The organism is Saccharopolyspora sp. NPDC050389, assembly GCF_040655595.1.
Taxonomy (GTDB): Bacteria; Actinomycetota; Actinomycetes; order Mycobacteriales; family Pseudonocardiaceae; genus Saccharopolyspora.
In genome coordinates, this window is the sequence record NZ_JBFAKG010000005.1 from 58,211 (window position 1) to 79,232 (window position 21,022).

Annotated in this window: 18 protein-coding genes; 8 read left to right on the top strand and 10 right to left on the bottom strand. The window is 69.5% G+C overall.

Features of this window, described 5'->3' with window-relative positions; genetic code table 11:
• Positions 1-42: 42 nt before the first annotated feature.
• The 6 genes from AB0I53_RS04645 to AB0I53_RS04670 all read left to right on the top strand — a co-directional run bounded on the left by AB0I53_RS04645 (position 43) and on the right by AB0I53_RS04670 (position 6,324).
• Complete coding sequence (locus AB0I53_RS04645) at positions 43-1,278, top strand: ROK family transcriptional regulator (protein ID WP_358596394.1); 1,236 nt, start codon at positions 43-45, stop codon at positions 1,276-1,278.
• Between the two features lie 130 nt (positions 1,279-1,408).
• On the top strand, positions 1,409-2,656 hold the full coding sequence (locus tag AB0I53_RS04650) for an ABC transporter substrate-binding protein (RefSeq protein ID WP_358596397.1): 1,248 nt from the start codon (positions 1,409-1,411) through the stop codon (positions 2,654-2,656).
• On the top strand, positions 2,657-3,577 hold the full coding sequence (locus tag AB0I53_RS04655) for a sugar ABC transporter permease (protein WP_358596400.1): 921 nt from the start codon (positions 2,657-2,659) through the stop codon (positions 3,575-3,577).
• Positions 3,577-4,470 (top strand): carbohydrate ABC transporter permease, encoded by an 894-nt coding sequence (locus AB0I53_RS04660; protein WP_358596403.1) that lies wholly within the window; start codon positions 3,577-3,579, stop codon positions 4,468-4,470. The genes AB0I53_RS04655 and AB0I53_RS04660 overlap by 1 nt, the downstream gene beginning before the upstream one ends.
• Before the next feature lie 28 nt (positions 4,471-4,498).
• Positions 4,499-5,584 carry a Gfo/Idh/MocA family oxidoreductase gene (locus tag AB0I53_RS04665; RefSeq protein ID WP_358596406.1) on the top strand — a complete coding sequence of 362 codons (1,086 nt, stop codon included), beginning with the start codon at positions 4,499-4,501 and terminating at the stop codon, positions 5,582-5,584.
• A complete protein-coding gene (locus AB0I53_RS04670; RefSeq protein WP_358596409.1) occupies positions 5,581-6,324 on the top strand; it encodes a ThuA domain-containing protein in 744 nt (247 codons plus the stop codon). The genes AB0I53_RS04665 and AB0I53_RS04670 overlap by 4 nt, the downstream gene beginning before the upstream one ends.
• Positions 6,325-6,408: 84 nt before the next feature.
• On the opposite strand, the gene AB0I53_RS04675 is transcribed toward AB0I53_RS04670, so the two are convergent.
• Complete coding sequence (locus tag AB0I53_RS04675; protein ID WP_358596412.1) at positions 6,409-7,608, bottom strand: helix-turn-helix transcriptional regulator; 1,200 nt, start codon at positions 7,606-7,608, stop codon at positions 6,409-6,411.
• Positions 7,609-7,691: 83 nt separating this feature from the next.
• Here AB0I53_RS04675 and AB0I53_RS04680 point away from each other — a divergent pair, with 83 nt between their 5' ends.
• Entirely contained in the window at positions 7,692-7,931 is a 240-nt protein-coding gene (locus AB0I53_RS04680; protein WP_358596415.1) for a zinc finger protein, read from the top strand.
• The gene (locus AB0I53_RS04685) at positions 7,918-8,388 is read left to right on the top strand and encodes a hypothetical protein (protein ID WP_358596418.1); all 471 of its coding nucleotides are present in this window, start codon (positions 7,918-7,920) and stop codon (positions 8,386-8,388) included. The genes AB0I53_RS04680 and AB0I53_RS04685 overlap by 14 nt, the downstream gene beginning before the upstream one ends.
• Positions 8,389-8,531: 143 nt before the next feature.
• On the opposite strand, the gene AB0I53_RS04690 is transcribed toward AB0I53_RS04685, so the two are convergent.
• From AB0I53_RS04690 to AB0I53_RS04730, 9 genes are all read right to left on the bottom strand, one after another.
• Complete coding sequence (locus AB0I53_RS04690; protein ID WP_358596420.1) at positions 8,532-9,554, bottom strand: PQQ-dependent sugar dehydrogenase; 1,023 nt, start codon at positions 9,552-9,554, stop codon at positions 8,532-8,534.
• A gap of 92 nt (positions 9,555-9,646) precedes the next feature.
• Positions 9,647-10,570: an oxygenase MpaB family protein gene (locus AB0I53_RS04695; protein ID WP_358596423.1), complete on the bottom strand. Its 924-nt coding sequence runs from the start codon at positions 10,568-10,570 to the stop codon at positions 9,647-9,649.
• Positions 10,571-10,744: 174 nt separating this feature from the next.
• Positions 10,745-12,058, bottom strand: a complete 1,314-nt coding sequence (locus AB0I53_RS04700; protein ID WP_358596426.1) for a hypothetical protein — start codon at positions 12,056-12,058, stop codon at positions 10,745-10,747.
• 30 nt (positions 12,059-12,088) lie between these two features.
• Positions 12,089-12,358: a hypothetical protein gene (locus AB0I53_RS04705; RefSeq protein ID WP_358596429.1), complete on the bottom strand. Its 270-nt coding sequence runs from the start codon at positions 12,356-12,358 to the stop codon at positions 12,089-12,091.
• On the bottom strand, positions 12,358-12,711 hold the full coding sequence (locus AB0I53_RS04710; RefSeq protein ID WP_358596432.1) for an SAV_915 family protein: 354 nt from the start codon (positions 12,709-12,711) through the stop codon (positions 12,358-12,360). The genes AB0I53_RS04705 and AB0I53_RS04710 overlap by 1 nt, the downstream gene beginning before the upstream one ends.
• A 170-nt stretch (positions 12,712-12,881) precedes the next feature.
• Positions 12,882-14,105: a TIGR02679 family protein gene (locus AB0I53_RS04715; protein ID WP_358596435.1), complete on the bottom strand. Its 1,224-nt coding sequence runs from the start codon at positions 14,103-14,105 to the stop codon at positions 12,882-12,884.
• Positions 14,098-18,120: a TIGR02680 family protein gene (locus AB0I53_RS04720; protein ID WP_358596438.1), complete on the bottom strand. Its 4,023-nt coding sequence runs from the start codon at positions 18,118-18,120 to the stop codon at positions 14,098-14,100. The genes AB0I53_RS04715 and AB0I53_RS04720 overlap by 8 nt, the downstream gene beginning before the upstream one ends.
• Positions 18,117-19,328 carry a TIGR02678 family protein gene (locus AB0I53_RS04725; RefSeq protein WP_358596441.1) on the bottom strand — a complete coding sequence of 404 codons (1,212 nt, stop codon included), beginning with the start codon at positions 19,326-19,328 and terminating at the stop codon, positions 18,117-18,119. The genes AB0I53_RS04720 and AB0I53_RS04725 overlap by 4 nt, the downstream gene beginning before the upstream one ends.
• On the bottom strand, positions 19,325-20,833 hold the full coding sequence (locus tag AB0I53_RS04730; protein ID WP_358596444.1) for a TIGR02677 family protein: 1,509 nt from the start codon (positions 20,831-20,833) through the stop codon (positions 19,325-19,327). Before AB0I53_RS04730 ends, AB0I53_RS04725 begins: the two co-directional genes overlap by 4 nt.
• Positions 20,834-21,022 lie beyond the last annotated feature (189 nt).

Sequence of the window (21,022 nt, forward strand, 5' to 3'; positions counted from 1 at the left end):
CGGTCATTAATCGAGCGGCATTGCACGACGGGAGCAGCGACGATGGGGTGGGAACCGGTCCGGTTGGCGGTGCCGAGGACGTCCGGGCGGGCCGACGGCAACCTGGTGCACAGCGGGCTGGCCCGGCTGATCGCGTCGGGAGCGGCGGAAACCCGGGTCGAGCTGGTGCGCGCCACCGGGCTCGCGCGGTCCACGGTCAACAGCCATCTCGACGCGTTGATCGCGGCCGGCGTGGTCGTCGAACGCGGCCCGATGGGCAGCGGCGGGCGCGGTCGGCCCGCGCACCGGCTGGCCATCGCGCCGCGTGCCGGCGTCGTGCTGGCCGCCGACGTCGGCGTGCACAGCACCCGTCTGGCGGTCGCCGACCTGGGTCAGGACGTGCTCGCCGAGCGGCAGGTGGCGCTGGACATCGCCGACGGCCCGGAGCATTCGCTGGACGTGGTCACCAAGCACCTGCACGACCTGCTGGGCGACTCCGGTGTCGCGCGGGACGAGGTGAAGGCGCTGGTGATGGGCCTGCCGGGGCCGGTCGATCCGCGGCTGGGCATGCCGGTGCGACCGCCGATCATGCCCGGCTGGGACGGCTTCCCGGTCGGCGACACGATGGCCGAGCGGTTCGCCTGCACGGCGTCGGTGGACAACGACGTGAACCTGATGGCGCTAGGCGAGGCCCGCGCGCTCCCGCCGGAGGAATCTCCCCTGCTGTTCCTGAAGATCGGCACCGGCATCGGCGGCGGAATCGTGTCCGCCGGCGGCGAGCTGCACCGGGGTTCCGACGGCGCGGCGGGCGACATCGGGCACATCCGGGTGCCCGGCGCGGACGAGGTGGTCTGCCAGTGCGGCAACGTCGGCTGCGTGGAGGCGGTCGCGTCGGCCGACGCGGTGCTCCGGGCGCTGCGCACCGAGGCAGGCGGCCCGCAGACCACCGAGGATCTCGCACGGCTGCTGCGCGACGGCGATGCGACGGCCGTGCGCCAGGTCCGCTCCGCGGCCGCGACGATCGGCGAGGTGGTGGCGATGCTGGTGCACTTCTACAACCCGAAGCGGATCGTCCTCGGTGGACTCGTCACCGCCGCCGGCGACGACATGCTCGCCGGCATCCGCAGCGTCGTCTACCGGCGCGCGCTGCCGCTGGCCACCCGGAACTTGTCGCTGGTCAACAGCGCTTTAGGCCGCTCCGCCGGGCTGGCGGGCGCAGTGGTCGCCGCGATCGAGGACGTGCTGTCGCCGGACGGGATCTGCCGGCTCATGCTTGACACGCCGCATCCGCGCGGCTAACTATTTGAGCCGTCTCACGCCGCAGTTCTGACCCGGATCCGGGACGCCGTCGCGCGATCCCGATGCCCGAACCGCGAAGCGGAGATGATCATCGATGAGGCTGAGAAGCGCCGCGTCCCAAGCAATCGCCGTGACCACCGTTCTCGCGCTCGCGGGCTGCGCGGGCGGAACGCCCGAAGGCCCGAGCGCCGAGCAGGCGCCCGAGGCGAAGGTCGTCGAACCCGGCTCCGCGCAGGGCGCCACGGGCGAGGTGACCGCCTGCGGCATCCGGGACACCGGGGTGTTCAAGACGCTGACGGATTCCTTCAACGCCAAGGGAACCGGCGTCACCGCCCGCTACGTCGAGCTCGGCCAGGACACCGACGCCGCGCGGGCGCAGGCCATCCAGCGCCTCGAAGGCGGCTCGTCCGAGTGCGACGTCTACCTGATGGACGTGACCTGGGTCAGCGAGTGGGCGGCACAGGGCTGGGTGCAGGACCAGACCAAGCTGGTCGAGCAGCGCAAGGCCGGCTTCATCCCGTCCACATTGGAAACCTCGCACTACGCGAACCGCTACTGGGCCACGCCCTTCTACACCAACGCGGGCCTGGTGTTCTACCGCAACGACCGCGTGCAGCCGCCGACCACCTGGAAGCAGGTGTACGAGCAGGCGAAGCAGGACCCGCAGAACAAGGTCGAGATCCAGGCCAAGCAGTACGAGGGCCTCACGGTGAACTTCCTCGAAATGCTGTACTCCGCGGGCGGTTCCGTGCTCGACGAGAACGGCAACATCACCATCGACTCGCCGCAGACGCGCGCGGTGCTGAACCTGATGGCAGACGGCGTTAAGTCCGGCGCCGTCGACCGCGCCTCGCTGACCTACGACGAGGACGCCTCGCGGCGCGCCTACGAATCCGGTGCCGCCGGGCACCTCCGCCAGTGGCCCAGCGCGTACAAGCTGATCCAGCAGACCGCCTCCGGACCAGCCACCGCCGTCGCACCGCTGCCCGCGTTCGACGAGAACAGCAAGCCGGCGGCCGTGCTGGGCGGCTGGAACTGGGCCATCGCCGCCGCCTCCGACAACGTCGGCGGGGCCGTGGCGTTCATCGACCACGCCACCAGCCCGGAGTTCCAGAAGACGATGGCCGTCAAGCACGCGCAGGCGCCCGTGGCGTCGGCGGCCTACGACGACGCCGAGGTCCAGGCCAAGATCCCGTTCATCACGCAGCTGAAGCAGTCCGTGATCAGCGCCAAGCCGCGGCCGAAGTCGCCGGTGTACGCGCAGATCTCGAAGGCCATCAACAGCAACGTCTACCCGGTGCTGGCCGGCCAGGTCGACGTGGAGACCGCCGTGCAGAAGATGGCCGCGGACATCAAGACCGCGCAGGAAACCTTCTAGATGACCACCCTGACGAAGCCGAAGAAGCAGCGCGTCGACCACCAGCAGCGGCGCACCGCCGCGCTGATGGTCGCACCCGCGCTCATCGTCATGTTCCTGGTGGCCGCGGTCCCGATCGGCTACGCGATCTGGCTGTCGCTGAACGTCTACAGCGTGCGGCAGGCTGGCCTGTCGAAGTTCGTCGGCCTGGCCAACTACCTGGAGGCGCTGGTCTCCCCGGCCTGGTGGCACGCCTTCGGGCAGACGTTCCTCTTCGCGTTCGTCTCGGTGGGCCTGGAAGTGGTGCTCGGGGTCGCGATGGCGCTGCTGCTCAACATGGCCTTCCGCGGCCGGGGCCTGCTCCGCTCCACGCTGCTCATCCCCTACGCCGTGCTCACCGTGGTCAGCGCGATCACCTGGCAGGCGATGTTCGAGTCGAACCTCGGCCTGGTGACCGGGATCCTGCGGGGGCTGGGGCTGCCCGGCGGCGACACGGTGTGGCTGGCCGAGCCGGGCTACGCGATGGCGGTGATCATCGTCGCCGACGTCTGGAAGACCGCCCCGTTCGTGGCGCTGCTCGTGCTGGCCGGCCTGCAGGTCATCCCCGCCGACGTCTACGAGGCCGCCGACCTCGACGGCGCCGGCCGGTGGCAGACGTTCTGGCACGTCACGCTGCCGCTGCTGCGCCCGGCGATCGCGCTCGCCGCGATCTTCCGGCTGCTGGACGCGCTGCGGATCTTCGACCTGCCGTTCGTGCTCACCAAGGGCGCCAACGGGACGCAGACGATGTCCATGCTCGCCTACCAGGAACTCCGCGAGGGCAGGCTGATCGGGCAGGGTTCGGCGCTATCCATCCTGACCTTCTGCACCGTGATGGTGGTGTCGCTGGTGTACATCCGCTTCGCCGGGGGCAACATCCGCGACGTCTCCAGGGAGAGCTGATGGCGATGGTCCTCGAAACCGCCAAACCCGCCCCGCCGCGGCCCGCGCCCCGGCAGCGCAAGCGGCCGGACCGGAACCGGTTGCGGCCGTTGACGATGGCGTTCGTCGTGCTGGTCATGCTGGGCTCGCTGGTGCCGTTCTACTGGCTGATCAACACGTCGCTGAAGACCGGCGCCGACCTGTCCTCCGGCAGCCTCTACCCCACCGATCCGTCGCTGCAGAACTACCTCGACGTCATCCACAACGGCAACTTCCTCACCGCGCTGGGGAATTCGGTGCTGGTCGGCGTCATCACCACGGGCCTGGCGCTGCTGCTCGCGTCGTTCGCCGCCTACGCGCTGGCGCGCCTGAAGCTGTCGCGCAAGGGCCTGATCCTCGGCCTCGTCCTGTCCGTCACCACGTTCCCGGTCATCGCCATCGCCGCCCCGATGTTCAAGATCTGGAGCGACATCGGCCTCTACGACACGCTGCCCGGGCTGATCATCCCGAAGCTCACCTTCGCACTGCCGATGGCGATCTTCGTGCTCACCTCGTTCTTCCGCGAAATCCCCTTCGAACTGGAGGAATCCGCGCTGATCGACGGGGCCACGCCGTTCCAGGCCTTCCGCAAGATCATCCTCCCGCTGGCGGTGCCGGGCCTGGCGACCACTGCGATCCTGGTGTTCATCTCGGTGTGGAACGAGTTCCTGCTCGCCGTCACCCTCACCTCGACCCCGGCGGCGCGGACCGTCCCGGTCGCCATCGCGTTCTTCGCCGGCACCAACGAGTTCGAGCAGCCGATCGGCACCATCAGCGCGGCCTCGGTGCTGGTCACCATCCCGCTGCTGGTCGTGGTGCTGATCTTCCAGAAGCGCATCGTCGCCGGGCTCACCGCCGGCGCCATCAAGGGCTGAATCCACCTCTCACGAAGGAGTCCCGTTCATGAGTGACCCCACGCTTCGGGTCGGAGTCATCGGCATCGGCTGGGCCGGCCAGCAGGCGCTCGCCGCCTACCAGGCGCTCCCGGACGTCGAGATCGTGGCGATCGCCGGGCAGGAGACGGACGTGCTCGCCTCGCTGGGCGAGCAGTACGGCGCGAAGCACCTGCTCGAGAGCTGGGAGAAGCTCATCGAGCTGCCGGGTCTGGACGCGGTCAGCATCGCCGTCCCGACCTTCCTGCACGCGCCGATCGCCATCGCCGCACTGAAGCGCGGCCTGCACGTGCTCAGCGAGAAACCGCTGGCGCGCAACGGCGTCGAGGGCCAGCAGATGGTGGACGCCGCGCGCTCGGCCGGTCGCGTGCTGGACATCGTGTTCAACCACCGGCTGCGCGGCGACATCCAGGCCCTCGGCGAGATCATCCACCGCGGCGACCTGGGCCGCCCGTACTACGCGAAGGCGTCCTGGATGCGGCGGCGCGGCATCCCGAAGCTGGGCAGCTGGTTCACCAACCAGGAGATGTCCGGCGGCGGCCCGCTGGCCGACATCGGCGTGCACGTGCTCGACTACTCGCTGTTCCTGCTCGGCGAGCCGCGCGTCACCTCGGTCAGCGCCGTCACCTACGCCGAGCTCGGGCACCGCGACATCGGCGAGATGAAGTGGAGCGCCAAGAGCGAGGCCGCCTCGAAGTTCGAGGTCGAGGACTTCGCGGCGGCGTTCCTCCGCCTGGAGGGCGGCGGCACGCTCGTGCTGGAGACCTCGTGGGCGGCGTTCCGGGATCCGCTCGACCTGATCGACTTCAGCGTCCTGGGCACCGACGGCGGCGCCGAGCTGCGGGCCGTCGGCGCGACGAAGGCCAAGGTCGGCGACCTCCGCGTGTACCGGGACGTCGACGGCGAGATCGCGGACTACACCCCGCCCGCCGAGCCAGGCCACGCGCACGCCGGGGTCGTGGAGAACTTCGTCCGTGTGCTGCGGAACCCGGAAGAGTGGGCCGCCAACGACGGTTCCACCGCCCTGAAGCGCGCCCGGGTGATCGACGCCTGCTACCAGTCCGCAGCCGAGAAGAAGGAGATCGTGGTCGAATGAGCCCGCTTCGCATCACCGTGTGGAACGAAGGCGTCCACGAGTCCACAAAGGACCCCGCTGGGATGGCGGAGTACTACCCCGGCGGCATCCACGGCGCCCTCGCCGCCGGGATCGGCGAGCAGCTGCCGGACGCGACCGTGCGCACCGCGCTGCTCAGCGACCCGGAGCACGGGCTGCCCGAGGAAGTGCTGGCCGACACCGACGTGCTGCTGTGGTGGGGTCACAAGGCGCACGGGCAGGTCGACGACGAGGTGGTCGACCGGGTGCAGCAGCACGTGCTCGGCGGGATGGGCCTGCTGGTGTTGCACTCCGGGCACTTCTCCAAGATCTTCACCCGGCTGCTCGGCACCACCTGCTCGCTGAGCTGGCGCAACGCCGCCGAACGCGAGGTGGTGTGGACGGTCGACCCGACGCACCCGATCGCCGAAGGCGTGCCGAACCCGCTGGTGATCCCCGAGCAGGAGACCTACGGCGAGTTCTTCGACATCCCAGCGCCGGACGAGCTGATCTTCATCAGCTCGTTCACCGGCGGCGAGGTGTTCCGCTCCGGCGTGACGTTCAACCGGGGCCGCGGCCGGATCTTCTACTTCAGCCCCGGCGACGAGCGCTACCCGGTGTACAACCAGCCGGAGATCCGGCGCGTCCTGGCCAACGGCATCCGCTGGGCGGCCCAACCCGAGATCCCGCGCACGGCACCCAGCGTCTCCAACCCACCCCGCGACTGGTACCTCGCGGAGTAGATCGAGCACGAAAGGCACCTTTCACCAACGTATTTGGTGAAAGGTGCCTTCTACCTTGCTTCCGAACCCCTCGCTTGGCGTTGCTCAGATCTGGATCCTGGCCCAGCGCGCAAATCCGGCGAGGGAAGTCGTGGCGCGTCGGTCGGCGGTCGCGAGCGCACGAACGGTCTCGCGCACGGACGGGTGCATGCGGGTGTGGTGGGGTGAGACCCGGCGCGCCATGTTGAGTTCGCCGAGGGCTTTTTCCCGGTCGCCGTGCAGCATCCACGCACGTGCTTGGTCGATGTGGTGATGCCCCACGCGTTCCGGGCGTGTCGCGTCCGCGACTGCTACGCGACTGGCGCGGGTCACGGCCTCGGTACCGTCGTTGCGCTCCACCGGAACCGCGCACCAGTGGATCACGACATTGAGCTCGCTGGCATCGGTGTTGTAGTACGGGGCCGTCACCGCGCCCAGGGAGACCCTTGTTCGTGCTTCCCGGATGTGGTCGTCGGCGCGTTCGCCGTCACCGTGGCGCGCCGCCATGACCGCTGCGCGGAGATGCAGTTGTGCCGCGACGCCATGAGCTGCGGCGTCGGGCCGTTGATCCTCGACGTGTCGCAGGGCGCGATCGAGCAACCGCAGCCCAGCCGCGTAGTGGCCGTTGTGCAGGAAGTGCGTCGACCGGTGCCAGTCGGACACCGCACTCCGAAGCGGGTCACCGGTCGCGGTCGCGAGCACCACATGCCGCTCGGAGGCGGTTGCGGCGATGTCGGGGTGATCAAATCGCCCTCCAACGGTCGCGGCGAGCCGATACGCGTCGTGCAGCAGAGCACGGTTCCGCTCACCCTGCCACGTCGTCGGTGATGTCTCGGCGACGTGCACGAAGAGATGGTGAAGCACCTGCGGGAGAACCATCGCCAGTTCGGCGTACTTCTGAGCCCTGCGAAAGGACTCGGCTCGATCGAGTTGCTTCCGGATGCTCTCCGGGTTCAGGGCCGGTTCCGCTGGTTGCGGGTCGTTGAAGCACTGAAGTGCTTCCCGCAGTTCGGAAATCCCCGAAGCTTCGCCGTGGAACCCGGAAATGTTGTCGGCGACCTGCGCGCCGTAGAGTTCGCGGACCTCTACGCCGAACACCGACGCACAAGCGGCGACGAAGGCCGGGCTCGGCGACGTCCTTCCTTGTTCGACCTTCTTGACCAAGCTGGTCGAGACGAAGATGCGCCCCGCCAGCTGCGCCTGGGTCCACCCGGCCAGCTTGCGGAGCCGACCAATCCTGGCCCCCGCTCCCGCATCCGCGTTCATACCGGCATTGCCCCTTCCTTGTCCCTCCAGATCACTAGTAACTCATAGTGTCGATGATGTCACAGGAGGTGATCACATTGTCGATGTCCCGATCGCATCGGTTCAGCTGGCAACCGGGTGACGGCGCGCGGCACGCGACCGCTGACGAGCGCCCCGATCGAGGCCGGCCGGTGGGCACGCGGATCAGCACGTTGTGCGGCACGCAGGTTCTCTCCGACGAATCGGTCGAGGCGTGGCTGTGGGTTACCTGCCCTCGCTGCAACGTCGAGGCGCACGAGCTCGCGGGGATTCCAATGCCGGGAGCGGCCGATGAACCGCGCTGAAGTTGATGAGCTGCTGCGCGAGCTGCGCCGTCGTGGTGGAGTGTTCTACGCGTTCGGCCCGAAGGATGACCCCGAAGTGGTCGTCCATGCGCACTTGTGGCCCACCTGCGCGGATGTTGTGATCCTGCGCGGAGAGGACGATGCGACGGCCTACCGGACGCCGACGATGCCGGGAGCTGATGTGTTCGCTCCTGTGCTGGTGTCGTGGCAGTACCACGCTACCGCCGCGTGGACGCTGCGTGCGGTGCTGACGCTGCCGACTCCGGGCGACGTTCATGCACCGATCGCGATGCTGAAACCTGATCCGCTGTGCTTCCTGGCTCTTGATCTACGGCGGCCGGTCACCATTCGCTCGACGCCGCCCACCGAGCCGCCACTGCCGCGCCGTGCCGACGACGTCGAGCGATTGCTGCCGACGTCGGAACCGTCGTGCCCACCAACAATCAGGGCGCGCTGACGCTAAGCCAAATCCTGCTCGGCTTGCAGCAGCTCTAGACGCGGTGGGGGCACCTTGGCCGACTCCCCTCCAAGGCCCGTGCCCCCACCGACACCAACCTGCTGCTCATAGACCTTGCCGAGGTCAGGCTCCTCGTCTCGTTATCACGGGGTGACGCTGAGGATCTGGTCGTCGTCCGGGCCGGGCTCTCCGTTGTTGTCCTGGTTGGACGTGGTCACCCAGAGGGTGCCGTCCGGGGCCGGGACGGGCGTGCGCAGGCGGCCGTACTCGCCCTGGAACAGCGCCTTCGGCTCGCCCAGCGTGCCGTCGTCGGCGAGCGGGATCTGCCACAGGCGCTGGCCGCGCAGCGCCGCGACGTAGACGTTGCCCTGGTGGATGGCCAGGCCGCTGGGCGATGCCTCCGACGTCTTCCAGGTGACCAGCGGGTCCACGTACTCGTCGTTGCCGCAGGTGCCCTCGCACACCGGCCAGCCGTAGTTCTTGCCGCCCTCGATGCGGTTGACCTCGTCCCAGGTGTTCTGGCCCAGCTCCGCCGAGAACAGACGGCCAGCCGAATCCCACGCGAGGCCCTGCGGGTTGCGGTGGCCCATCGAGTAGACCACCGAGTCGCCGAACGGGTTGTCCGGCGCGGGTTTCCCGTCGGTCGTCATGCGGAGGATCTTGCCGTTGAGCGAGTTCACGTCCTGCGCGTTGTCCGGGTCCTGGGCGTCGCCGGTGGTGGCGTAGAGCATCCCGTCCGGGCCGAAGGCCAGCCGGCCGCCGTTGTGGAACCGGTTCTTCTTGATGCCGGTCAGGATCGGCTGCGGTGCCTCGCCGAGGCGCAGCTTGGCGATCCGGTTGTCCTCGCTGGTGCTGTAGAAGACGAAGACCGTCTGGTCCGAGGCGAAGTCCGGCGACGCGGCGATGCCCATCAGGCCGCCCTCGCCGTCGGTCGGCTGGGAGTCCTCGATGCGCTGCACCTCGGTGACCTGTCCGTCCTTCAAGGACATGATCTGGCCGGTGTCGCGTTGGGTGAACAGCGCCGAGTTGTCGGGCAGGAACGCCAGGCCCCAGGGGATGTCGAGCCCGGTGGCGACCGGGGTGGCCTCGGCCGCCGAGGCGGTCGGCGGGAACACCAGCACCACTGCTGCGGCGCAGGCGATTAGCGCACTGGCACGACGGATCATCGCGCGGCCTCCTTCTGTCGGGGTGAGGCGGCGGATCACCAACAGCGATCCAAGCAAACCGCGACCACGCGCAATACCGCCGTGAGGAGGCATCAACCAATCGCCGGCGAATAGTGCTTCGGGTCGTCGCGCCGGTCAGGCGGCGGGAGGTTGTGGGGCGGCGTTTCGACAAGCGGTGCGTCGGCCGGGATCTCGCCGCGCTCGCGGCGCCATCCCGCGCGGGCGCGCGGGTGGTAGCGGCGGTCGAACGGAACCAGCCGCCAGGCGAGGCCCAGCGCGCGGCCGAGCACGCGCAGCAGCCGTTCGTCGCGGGAAGTCCAGCGGTAGCCGAGCTTTTCGCGGATGGCGGGGTCGTAGACGCCGACGGTGAGCCAGACGAAGCCGCGGCTGATCGGGATGCGGGCCAGCCGCCACAGCGGGTCCGGCAGCCACCGCATGGTGGGCGGCTTGCCGATGCGCGCGATGTCGAGCACGTCGCGGGTGGCCTTGTTGTCCTCCAACACGTTTCGGCACATGTGGTCCCAATAGCGCTGGAAGCTCGCCCAATCCGGCGGCACCGGGCGCATGCTCATGCCGTAGAGCCGGTACCACTGCACGCCTTCGGCGTAGACCTGTTCCTTCTGCGCATCGGTGAGGGGCTTGCCGAAGTGCTCGTTGATCAGGATCGGCATCACCAGGAACGTCGAGTGCGCCCAGAAGTAGGTGTCCGGGTTCAGCGCGTGGTAGGGCCGGCCGTGCTTGTCGACGCCCTTGATCGTGTCGTGGTAGCCGCGCACCTGGCGTGCCGTTTCCCGGGCGCGCGGGCCGTCGTAGAGCACGCCGCCGATCGGGTACAGCGACCGGTAGAGGCGTTCCCAACGCTCGTCGAAGAACTGCGAGTGCTCCTCGACTCCGGCACCGAGCTGCGGGTGCATGTTCTGCATCGACCCGGCCCACAGCGCCAGCAGCAACCCGCGCCAGTCGCCGAAATAGCGCCACATCAGGGAATCGGGCCCCAGCGGGGTCGGCTCGGACATGGTGCTCCCTTCAAAACTGAGGACACCTGTATTCAAAATATGGCGACCCCGGCAGGCCGTCAATCGTCCCTTCCGGTCCTCGACGGCGGCGCCAGCGCCTGACACGGCAAGGGCCCGTGAGCACTTTGGGTCGCTATAGCAACACAAAGTACTCACGGGCCCTTCGCGATCAGCTCACAGGCCGAACACGCCCTTGGCCCCGTTCCAGGCGTCCTTGGCCTTGTTCTTGGCGCCGTCCACTGCGTCGCCCGCCATATCCTTGGCGCCGTTCCACAGGTCGCCGGCAGCGTCCTTGGCGTGATCCGCGGCGTCGCCGACGTACGGGGCGGCCCACTTGATCCCGGCGTCGACCACGAACGCCGTGACCCCGCCCAGCACGATCGGCGTCACCACCCAGGTCGGCGGAAACGCCATCGCCACCGCCGTCGCGGCGAGCAGGCTGCCGCCGCCGGCCACCACGCTGGTGGTCACGTGCCCCGGGTCCGTCGGGTCCTGGGCGATGTCCAACCCGGTGAACACCGTGGTCACCGCAAGGCCCAGCAGTGGCACGGACTTGACGACCTTGGGTGCGAAGTTGAGCGCGCTCGTCGGGGTGGCGAGATCTCCGACGGTCGTGGTCAGGATGAACCGGGTGTCTCGCAAGAACACCGCGAACCTGCTCTGGTTCTTGGCCAGATCACCGCCGAAGAGCTCATGCAATCGCCGCTTTTCGAGCACATTTGCCAGCCCGGTGTCGACTTTGGCCAGCAACGCCGAAGTCCGGGCAGCCTGCGAGGCCGCCGGGTTCGCAGCGACCAGCGCAGCCCGCATCTCGGCCGAATCCGCCGCAGGGCCGAGACGCTCCAGCGCCTCCTCCATCCGGAACCTGGTTCCGGCGAGCCATGTCGCGTATGCGCCGGAGGCGAAGTCCGCCCAGGTCATCCAGCTCTGGGCCTTCGCCTTCAGCTCGCCGAGCAACGTCGCCTGCGAGTCGTTCTCGGTCTGCCGTGCCTCGGCGGCGGTGCGCGCGCATTCCTCGTACGCCGCGCACTTGCCCGCGTAATCGGTAATCGCCTGGTTGCCCGCGTCGAACGCCTGCTGTTCCGCCGTGCTCGGGCATCGCCCCTTCGGCAGCGGTGCGGGCGCCGACGGCGGCGGGCCGGGCGGCTCGCAGATGGTGGTCTCGGTCACCGGCAGGCCCGCCGCCAACGCCACCCCGCGCGCCTGGTCCATCCGCGCCCGAACGGTGTCCAGGTCCGTCGCGTGCGCCTCCATCGCCCGTGCGGCGCCTTCGAAGTTCCCCGACAATCCGTCGACCTGGGGAGCGGCCTGCGCCATCAGGCCGCGGAACGCGTCGGCGGCCGGGCCCGTCCAGCCCGACTCCGACTGCCCGCCGGCCTTGCGGATGTCGGTGCCCGAGTTGTGCGCGGCCGCGGCCATCGCGCGGAGCCATTGCGCGCTCGCCCGGACGCTGCCGGGATCGCCCAACACATGCGTGTCGATCGGCATCTTCGCCGACCTCCCTTCCGTTCCGGCCGGTCAGGGCCGCTCGTCGACGAACTGACCCTGATCGATCCCCACGTACTCGACGCCGCTGTGCGCGACCTGCTCCCCCGCGGCGACGAGCCCGCGCACAGCCCCGAGGGCGGACTCGCACAGCAGCGCCATCGCCGCGCACACCGCTTCACCGCAGTCCCCGACCTGCGGAATCGGTGGCGCCGCGCCTGCCGTGTCCAATGCGTCCGCGCTGGTCCGCAGCACGTTCGCGACCTGGTCCAAGGTGGCCGGGTCGGCGGTGAATCCGCTCATCAGGCCGCCCTCCGTTCCCGGAGCTCGGCGGGCAGTGGCGCGTCCCAGATGACGAGGTCCGCGGCGCACCGGTGCCGGACCTCGTGCAGGTCCCCGGTCCGGATGGCGATCCACGACTGGTGCTCGCCGCAGCATTCGGCGAGCAGCTCGGCCGAGGAGTAGACCAGCAGCGCGAGCCGACCGTCGGGGAGTCGGCGCAGCGCCACTCCCGCCTCGGAGCGGTCGGCCGCGACCTGCTGCACCGGGACGTAGAGCCGTTCCGGTCCGTCCCCTGATTCCTGGCCGCTGTACTCCGGCCCGAGCACCGGTGGCGCGACCTGTGGTTGGTAGCTGTCCGTGCGACTGAACGACATGACGATCTCCTGTTCACGACATGCGAGATCACACCTGGAAAAGTGGAACCGGCCGAATTCCCCACGCATCTCGGCCGCAAGGCAAAGGACGGTTCCGGTTCCCCGGCGGTTCCCGCCCCGCGCGGAGACTTCGCATTCGCGACGGCCGCCTACCCTCGCAGGGGCGAACGTCAGCAGGGCAGTCCGCGGAACGCGGCCAGATCTGTCAGGAGCTGTTCGGCGACATGCTCTTCCGATACCGTTGCGCGGTGCTCACGCATGGCTTCTGACAACTCCGGGTCCCAGGGGGCGTCGGTGATGTTGCCGGGACCCGGGCGGCCGGGGCGGACCGCCGCGAGGTAGTCGGCCGCGGACATGGCCCACGTTTGCGCACCGGTGCGGGCGACGACGTGCGCGGCGATGCGGAGTCCTTCGCCGTCGAAGTCGCCGTGATAGCGCACCCGCGCGCCCGATTCGGTCAACTGGCGCAGCAGATGGGTGGCAGCGCTGTTCGGCCAGCCCGACGTCGTGACCAGCGGTGGGCACTGCGACCGGAAGTGGGCGGTCGCCATCGCGACTATCGCCGGGTTCTCCACCGCGTGCACCACTGTCGCGCCTCTCAGCGGGCCGAAGTCGCGGAGCTGGGCCAGCGTCACGACCGCGGCGTGCCCCGCGTCGGTCCACGTTCGCAGCGTGACCGAGAGCGGATCGGTCCCGCTGGGCCGGAAACCGGCGGTGAGCACCGAGGTGGAAAGCGCGTCGCATTCCACTCCCGCGCGCTCCCAGCACGCTCGTCGCTCCTCTGCGTTCTGCGGCGGCTCCTCGTCGTGGATCGCCGCCAACGCCTTGAGGACCAGTGCGGACGCCCGGGTTCCGTCGTCGAGCGCATGCGTGTCACCGCACACATCTCCGGCCAATGTGGACAGTGGACGCCCGTCCGAGGGCAACGCCGCCAGCACGGACAATGCTTGCGCGATCACCTTCCGGGTCCGATCCGTCGACCCGTCCATCAAGCCACCGCGCCTGATTCCCGCAGCCCACCCGGCCAGCGCGGGCTCGACACGGACAACGGGGTGCTCATCGAGCCACGCCCAGAGCTCGGCCCGGGCGTTGGTTGCTGCGAGGCGCGTTTCCGCCCGGTTCTCCAATCGGCCGACGACGAGTTCGACGACATCCCGGGCCGTCAACCCGGTGGCTGATCCAAGCACCTCGTCCAACGCCCGCACCGACACCGACGCATCCGCTCCCGGCAGCCGGTCCAGGCCGAGCAGATCGGCGAGCGCCGCGCACTGGTCCGGATCCAGACCGCGCAACCGCACGCTGCTGACCGCACGTCCCGAGGAGAACCGTTCCCACAGCACACGCCACAACGGCGCGAGTTCCGGGATGTCGTAGCGGGCCCGCGCATCAGGCATCGAGCGGCTCCTCGGCAGCGCGCAACTCACGGCCGTCCCAGGTGAATCGGACCGTCGTCACCGCGTCGTCGTCGGCGCCGGTGACGAGCTGGTGGATCGCGATGCCGGTCAGCTCCCGGTAGTCGCACCACTCGTGGTCGGAGGTCAGCACCAGGTCCAGGTCGAAGCCCACCAACAGCTCCAGGAGTTGTCCGCGGTTGGTGCTGTCGACCCCGACGAACACCTCGTCCAGCAGGATCAGCCGTGGCGCGACCGGCGTGGACTGGTAGTGCGCGGCAGCCGCCGCGAACAGCGGCAGGTGTAGCACGATCGCCTTCTCCCCGCCGGAGAGAGCGCCGTGCAGGCGCTTGGTGACAGGCTGCCAGCCCTCGCCCCGGCCGCGCTCCACTTTCACCACGAACTGGTGCCAGGCCGTGTAGTCCAGCACCTGGAGTAGCTGTTGCTCCCAGCCCGTAGCGGTGTCGGCGGAGCGAGCTTCGTCCACGCGCTCGCGGAAGAACCGGTGCAGCGCATCGCGTTCCGGCTCCGCCAGTGTCGCCGGGTTGCGCAGCAGCAGCTCGCGCGCCTCGCGGGTGCCCGCTGGCAGCTGCGGATCGACCTGCCAGACCAGGCGAACCCGAATATTGGACGCGGTGCGAACGCGTTCCAGCCGGTGGTTCATCGTGTCGACGAGCTCGTTGGCGGCCCGGATGCGTTCGGCGATGTGCCTCCTGGTGTCCCCGGTCAACGTCTGGTCGAACAGCTTCCGCTCATCGGTGGTGATCTGCTCGGCGGTACGCTCCCGGTCGGCCCGCAGCAGCTTCAGCAGCGCCACCGCGCCGTGCCGGACGCCGTCCACTGTCGCGATGAACAGGCTGATCGCCTCGCCCTGCTCCAGGTCCAGATCGGCGCGGCCGGCCAACAACGGCTGGGCATCGTGCACGGCCTGGGCAAGCCGTCCTTCAGCGTCGCGGACGTTCTTCGGCTCGTGGAGCACGCCGGAGAGCTGCTCAGCGAGCTTGCGCGCCGCATCCAGCGCGGACCGCTTGCCGTTGAGCGGCCCGGGGTCGAGCTCGACGCGCGCGTCTTCCGGCAGGCTCCCCGCGACCTGTTCGCGGAACCGCTCCTCCGCGCCGTCTCGAGCCTCGGTCGCATCCGACATCCTCGACTCGTCTTCGCGCTGCCGTTCGGCCAGCGTGCCAATCAGCTCCACCAGCCGCCGCTCGGCTTTGCGCAACCGCTGCTGTTCCTCGACGATTTCCTTGCTCTGTACCCGAAGGGCGGCGAGGTCTTCGTCCAGCTTCCGGAACTCGGTTCCAACCGATTCCTCGACGGTGCGCAGCTTGATCGCGGCGTTCTCAGCTTCCTGGCCGCGCTCGTCGGCGGTTTCCTGTGCAGCCGCAGTGTTGCCCGAAGATTCGTCCGCCCGATGCCTGGCGTCCCGCGCCCGTTCGACCGCGGTTTTCGATTCCGCGCGGCTGTCCAGCCAAAGGTCGGCCGCGGCGCGCAGGTTCCGCACCGCGGCGTCGACATCGTCGAGCTTGTCCTCGCCGGTCGGCAAGCCATGCGTAGCCGCTTCGCCGGTCAGTTCGTGCCACGCCGCCGCGGCCTCGGTCTCCCGGGACCGCCGGCCCTGCTCGGCGGCCGAAACAGCATCGGCGCGGGCCGCACAAAGCAATTCCGCTTTGGCGAGCTCGTCCTCGGCGGCATCGACTCCGTCGAAACCGGGCCGCCGCACGAGCTCGGCAGCGAGCGCTTCGCGTTGTTGCGCGATGCTCCGCAGCCGGCCGTCGACGTCGTCGACGCTGCTCTGGAGGACCTCGATCAGCTCGTCCAGCTCCGCGATGCGCCGACGGCGGGCGCGTTCCCGAGCGGCGGCGCCGATGAATTCCGCTTCCGGCTTGTGCCAGCGACCGTGCACGCTGGCCAGCCGCCAGGTGCCGTCGCCGCCGATGGCGGCGGGATGGTTCGGTGCGGTGTCGCCGAAGGCGATCCCGGCCAGCAACCGCTGCACCCGATCCGTGCTCACCGGGGAGTTCTCGTCCACGACAAGCAGATCAGCCAGGCAACGGCCGGGCGCGGACACCGAGAACAGCGTCTCGACGAAGGTGTCCCGGTCGGGGGCGCTGAGCGTGCCCTTCGGCAGCACCCACGCGTCGAGCACCCCGGCGGCCTCCAGCCCGGCCTCCACTGCCGTGCGCACCTCATCCGGCACATCTGCCCGGAACTCCAGCAGCCGCCACAGCGGGGCACCGTCCGCGCTCGCCCGGTCCATGCCGCGAGTGCGCGGAGCGGGCGGTGGGCGATCAACGCGCCGCTCCAGCTCACCGCGCTCCGCCGCGTGCCCGGCGATCTCGGCCAACAGCCCGTCCCGGGTGGCGCGCAACTCGGTCTCGGCAATGGAACATCGTTCGCGCACAACGGTTTCCGCGTCGCGAACGATGCTGAGCACAACGGCGCGATCGATGACCAGTTCGGCGAGCCGTTCGGGGTCACGCACCACCAGCTGCCGACACGCCTGCGCCCATCGCACCAGATCCGCCGCCAGCTCCCCCAATCGCCGCTCCCGCGCCTGCCGCGCCGCTGCCGCGTCGCTCTCCGCCGCGGCGAGCTGCTCTCGCGTCGCCTCAACCCACCGCTCCGCGTCGGCACGGCGTTCCACCTCTGCGCGGTGCGCGTCCGCTGCGCGCCGCACCTGCGTGACTTGATCCGCCTTGCTGTCCACGGCGGCTCGCAGCAGCCTCCGGCCGCTCGCGGTGTCCGCGCTTCGCGCGATCTCGTCGAACACCGCCGGCATGCCGGCTCGCTCCGTGGCTTGCCGGGCGTCGCCGGACCTCCGGTCCGTCTCCTGCTCCGCCTGTTGCGCCTCGTGCGCGAGCTCCGCCGCGCGCTCGGCGTCCCGCTTGGCCTGCTCACGCAGCTTCGCCGCGTGTCTTGCGGCCTCAGCGGCGCGACGCTCGGCTGCGTCGACCGACTGCCGCAGTTGGGGCAGTCGGCTGCCTTCGCGGTAGGCGGGCGAGTCGACGATTCCTTCGATGCGGGTGTCAGTGCGGTTTTTCTGCTCCGCCAGACTCTTGTCCCGCTCGGTCACCTCCGCGAGTTCGGCCTGTGCCTTGGTGTGTTCTTCGCGGCTCTCCCGGGCCTTGCGGGTGACCTCGGACATCTGTGACGTGGCGGTGATCAGCCCGGCCGCCGTGGACCGCAGGACGCGCTGGGCGTAGGTCTTCTGCCTGGCGGCGAGTTTTCCGGCCTCGGTTACTTCGTCGTCGAGGGCCTTGAGTTCTTCGCGTTGCCGGTCGAGTCGTTCGAATCCTTCGGCGATTTCGGCGATGTCGGTGTGGTCCAGCGGCGGCAGGGCCTTGGACAGCAGCGTGGACAGCACACCGGGGTCGAGCCGCTCCGACAGCTTCGGCGTGCGCAGCTGCAGCAGCGCGGTGATCAGTGCGTCATAGCGCTGTTCGTTCACGCCGGGAAACAGCGTCTGCCGGATCGCGCGCCGGTAGTCGGCCGGCGAGCTGTACACCTCGCCGTTATCGCCGATCTCGGCCACAAGATCGTTCTTGATCAGCGGCCTGCCGGCGTCGTTGACCAGTCGCACGCCGCCTGGCAAGCCGATGCGCCGCGTGGTGGTGAAGTACGTGGGCGTCACGTTCTTGGTGTTGGCGGTGGCCTGCAGCCGGGCACCGCAGCCGAACCAGGTCTGTTCGCCGTCGACGACGCGGCCGAATTCCAGCCACACGTAGCCGACCCTGGTGCTGCCGGTGTTGCCCTCTCCCATCAGGTTCCAGTGCATCGTCCGGTCGCCGCTGCCGAAGGTGGACAGCCGGTGCGGCCGCAGGCTGGCGTCGAACAGGTACGGCAGCAGCAGTTCGAGCGCTTTGGACTTGCCGGTGCCGTTGGGGCCGCGCAGCAGCAGCCGCCCCTGGTGGAACTCGAAGGTTTCCCCGTAGTAGCGCCAGATGTTGACGATCCCGGCGCGGGTCGGCCGCCAGCGCTGCTGGTGGTTTCGCTCGGGGTTGAGTTCGGTGACGGTCATCGGTGTCCTGCTTCGTCGGTCCGGATGCGCTCGACGGCGTAGCGGGCCGCTGCCGGTAGCGTGCGAACGGCTCCGTCGGCACGCCGCTCGGCCAGGCCGAAGGCGCGGAGGATCTCCACCGCGTCATGGGCGAGCCGCTGGGCGCCACCGTCGGAGCGATATGCCTTGCCCCAGGAGCGAAACCGGTCGAGCAGTTCGGCGGCGGCAAGTCCCAGTTCGCCGGCCGGCAGCCAGTCCCCGGCCTCGTTGAGCTTGTCCAGCACCAGCAGCGCCGCGATCTTGGGGTGCGAGCCGTCGTCCGGGAACTTCGTGTCAGTCGCGATCGCATCCGGGTCGATCACCAGGTAACCGTCGGAGCGTTCCTCCAGCACGCAGCCCGCCTGTTGGACGCCGCGGGCGATGATCCGCCGGCCGGTCGGCGAGGCGAGGTAGCCGAGCTGCGCCGGGGTCAGGTCCGCGCGGTACACCACCGGATCGTCGATCAGGCGCCGCATGATCGAATGCCGCAGCCACAGGTTGCGCTGGTTTTCCGACACGGCTGCGTCTGGGTCCGCCGCGTCGCCGTAGCGGCTTTCGACCAGCAGTGCGGCAATTTCCGGTTCGTCCAATCTGGACGGCGGCACTGGCGCGGCCAACAACCGCACCAGCAGCGTGGTATCGATCTGGTACAGCACCTTGGCATCGGCGTGGTCCAGGTAGCTCTCGGTGCTGCCGTCCACCGGGCGGATCGCGCTGCGGCGCTCCAGCCACTTCAGCGAGTCCACATAGGCCGATCGCTCGTCGCGGCGGGTGGGGTCGAAGGTCGGCAGCTCCGGTTCCGCGGCGGTGGCCTGCACTATCCGGTCCGCGAGCAGCCCGATCGTGGTCACCGGGGCGGCCAGCAGTTCTGCGGCGGCGACGCACAACAGCGTGTAGCGGCGGCGGTCGAACGGCGCCCGCGAGGAGCGCAACCTGCGGGCCGGGCGGCTCGGGTCCGGGAGGTCGGTGACCTTGCCGAGCCGCGCATAGCCGAGCCGGGGCTCGATGTGCGCCCGCCAGCCGCAGTAGTAGTCGAACCACTTCGCGATCGGATCGCGCCGCCGCCGCACCAGGTCGAAGCCGTCCTCGTCGTCGGCGGCGGTGAGCAGCGGTTTGGCCAGCAGCAGGCGGATACCTCGGGCGACTTCCTCGGTTTCCTGCTTGACGAGCTGGTTGCTGAGGTTGCTCACTGCGCCTCCTCGGCCGGCGACCGCGAGCCGGTGGTGCGAATGTCGACGACGAAGTCCGGCCCGTTGAACACCCCGCGCGGCGTGCGCACCGTGGCGGTGGCCGCGTCATGCGGGCCGCGCAGCAGGATCTCCACCCGCCCGTCGGAGGTCATCGCCCGCCGCACGCCGGTGCTGTCCTCGCGGGCGGCCAGGGCACGGCCGATCAGCTCCAGCAGCCGGTGGAAGCTGTCGTGGTCCAGCTCACCGATGCCGGACAGCCGCATCGGGCCCGGGGTCGCCAGCTGCCGCCAGGCGGCCTCCAGCTCGGCGCGCTCCTGCCAGGCCTGCTCACGCCGGAGCCGACGCACCTCTTCGACGTCGCGGACCTGGCCGGTGCGAGCGATCCTCTCGGTGCGGCCGCTGCTGCGCAGCAACGGCGAGACCGGCACCGGGGGCGCCTGTGCCCAGCTTTCGCCGCTGGAGATCAGCTCGCCGTCGTCGTGCGCGAGGTGCGCGTGCCTGGCTGGCCACATCCCGAATGCGGCGTTGAACAACCGGTGCGCCTCGTCTTCGCTGCCGCTGGCGGCGAACCATCTCGCCAGCGCGCGGAAATCGGCGGTCGCGCTGGTGGACCGGCGGCGCACATCGCTCATCCGGTCCAGTGCGCGCAGCAGCTGCACGATCGCGCGCCGCGCGATGTCCTGCAGTTCATCCACCCGCGGCGCGGCACCATCCACGGGCCGGAACCAGCCACGCAGCCCGGCCCACTTCGCGGCGCGGTGCCGCAACCATTCCACTTCGGGATCCGAGGCGCCCAGCTTCGGCAGCTCGGCGCCCGCCACCGCGCGCCGGTGCAGCGCGTCGACGCCCAGCTCCTCAACCAGGCCGACCGCCTCGCGTATGGTGTGGCGCCGCTGGTCCAGGTTCGTCACGAACTCCTGCAGGTAGCCAACGGTGGCCCGCTTGACCTCCTGGAAGGTCGTCAGGTCCGGCTGATCCGCACGCAGCAGCCGCTGCAGTTCGCTGTTGAACTGCTTGGTGTTGGTGCGTAGCGCGTCGAGATGGCCTTCGAGCTCCATCAGCGTGGTGTAGATGCGACGGTCCGACGCGACCTCCGCGCCCATGAGGCTGTGCAACTCGCCGAGCCGCTCGGCGATCGCATCCAGCACAGCAGTCTGCAACGCTCCGCTCGAAGCAAGCACGGACAGCGCGTGCTGCACGCCTTCGTACGCCGCCTCACCGCGTTTGGTGAGCAGGTACTGGAGGTTCTTGCGCTCGTAGTCCTCAGCTGTGGTGTAGTGCGCGGCGTGGTTCTGCACCACGTCGACCAGGCCCCACTGCCGCAGCCGGGACAGCGTCGTATCGAGTTCCTCGTCGGAAACCGGCTCAAACCAGCCGACCGATCGCAGCCGGGAGTGCACATCGTCGAAGGTCAGCGCGGTTTCCAACCGTTCGTTGGCGTCGCCGAACGCATAAAGCGCGGCGGTATGCAGGTCGGCGCGTTCGGTGGTGGTGAAAACGAACATCTCCCGCGGAATCCGCGGAAACACAACCAATGCCCACCCCCGGCCTGACCGAATATCCCCGACCACGGTAGCGGGAGGCGCAACCGCCGGGTGGGGATTCCCAACGGTCAAGATCGAGCCGCTGACTCGCGGCCTGGAGCCTCACCCAGGACGGTCCCCGCGCCTTGACATGAGTGAGAAGCCGATCAA

Excerpts from the sequence above, each read along its gene's own strand:
- AB0I53_RS04680 (WP_358596415.1), top strand. The coding sequence starts at position 7,692 with ATGTCCCGATCGCATCGGTTCAGCTGGCAACCGGGTGACGGCGCGCGG.
- AB0I53_RS04705 (WP_358596429.1), bottom strand. The coding sequence starts at position 12,358 with ATGAGCGGATTCACCGCCGACCCGGCCACCTTGGACCAGGTCGCGAAC.
- AB0I53_RS04665 (WP_358596406.1), top strand. The coding sequence starts at position 4,499 with ATGAGTGACCCCACGCTTCGGGTCGGAGTCATCGGCATCGGCTGGGCC.
- AB0I53_RS04660 (WP_358596403.1), top strand. The coding sequence starts at position 3,577 with ATGGCGATGGTCCTCGAAACCGCCAAACCCGCCCCGCCGCGGCCCGCG.
- AB0I53_RS04655 (WP_358596400.1), top strand. The coding sequence starts at position 2,657 with ATGACCACCCTGACGAAGCCGAAGAAGCAGCGCGTCGACCACCAGCAG.
- AB0I53_RS04695 (WP_358596423.1), bottom strand. The coding sequence starts at position 10,570 with ATGTCCGAGCCGACCCCGCTGGGGCCCGATTCCCTGATGTGGCGCTAT.
- AB0I53_RS04700 (WP_358596426.1), bottom strand. The coding sequence starts at position 12,058 with ATGCCGATCGACACGCATGTGTTGGGCGATCCCGGCAGCGTCCGGGCG.
- AB0I53_RS04715 (WP_358596435.1), bottom strand. The coding sequence starts at position 14,105 with ATGCCTGATGCGCGGGCCCGCTACGACATCCCGGAACTCGCGCCGTTG.
- AB0I53_RS04690 (WP_358596420.1), bottom strand. The coding sequence starts at position 9,554 with ATGATCCGTCGTGCCAGTGCGCTAATCGCCTGCGCCGCAGCAGTGGTG.
- AB0I53_RS04670 (WP_358596409.1), top strand. The coding sequence starts at position 5,581 with ATGAGCCCGCTTCGCATCACCGTGTGGAACGAAGGCGTCCACGAGTCC.
- AB0I53_RS04645 (WP_358596394.1), top strand. The coding sequence starts at position 43 with ATGGGGTGGGAACCGGTCCGGTTGGCGGTGCCGAGGACGTCCGGGCGG.
- AB0I53_RS04730 (WP_358596444.1), bottom strand. The coding sequence starts at position 20,833 with ATGTTCGTTTTCACCACCACCGAACGCGCCGACCTGCATACCGCCGCG.
- AB0I53_RS04710 (WP_358596432.1), bottom strand. The coding sequence starts at position 12,711 with ATGTCGTTCAGTCGCACGGACAGCTACCAACCACAGGTCGCGCCACCG.
- AB0I53_RS04685 (WP_358596418.1), top strand. The coding sequence starts at position 7,918 with ATGAACCGCGCTGAAGTTGATGAGCTGCTGCGCGAGCTGCGCCGTCGT.
- AB0I53_RS04675 (WP_358596412.1), bottom strand. The coding sequence starts at position 7,608 with ATGAACGCGGATGCGGGAGCGGGGGCCAGGATTGGTCGGCTCCGCAAG.
- AB0I53_RS04720 (WP_358596438.1), bottom strand. The coding sequence starts at position 18,120 with ATGACCGTCACCGAACTCAACCCCGAGCGAAACCACCAGCAGCGCTGG.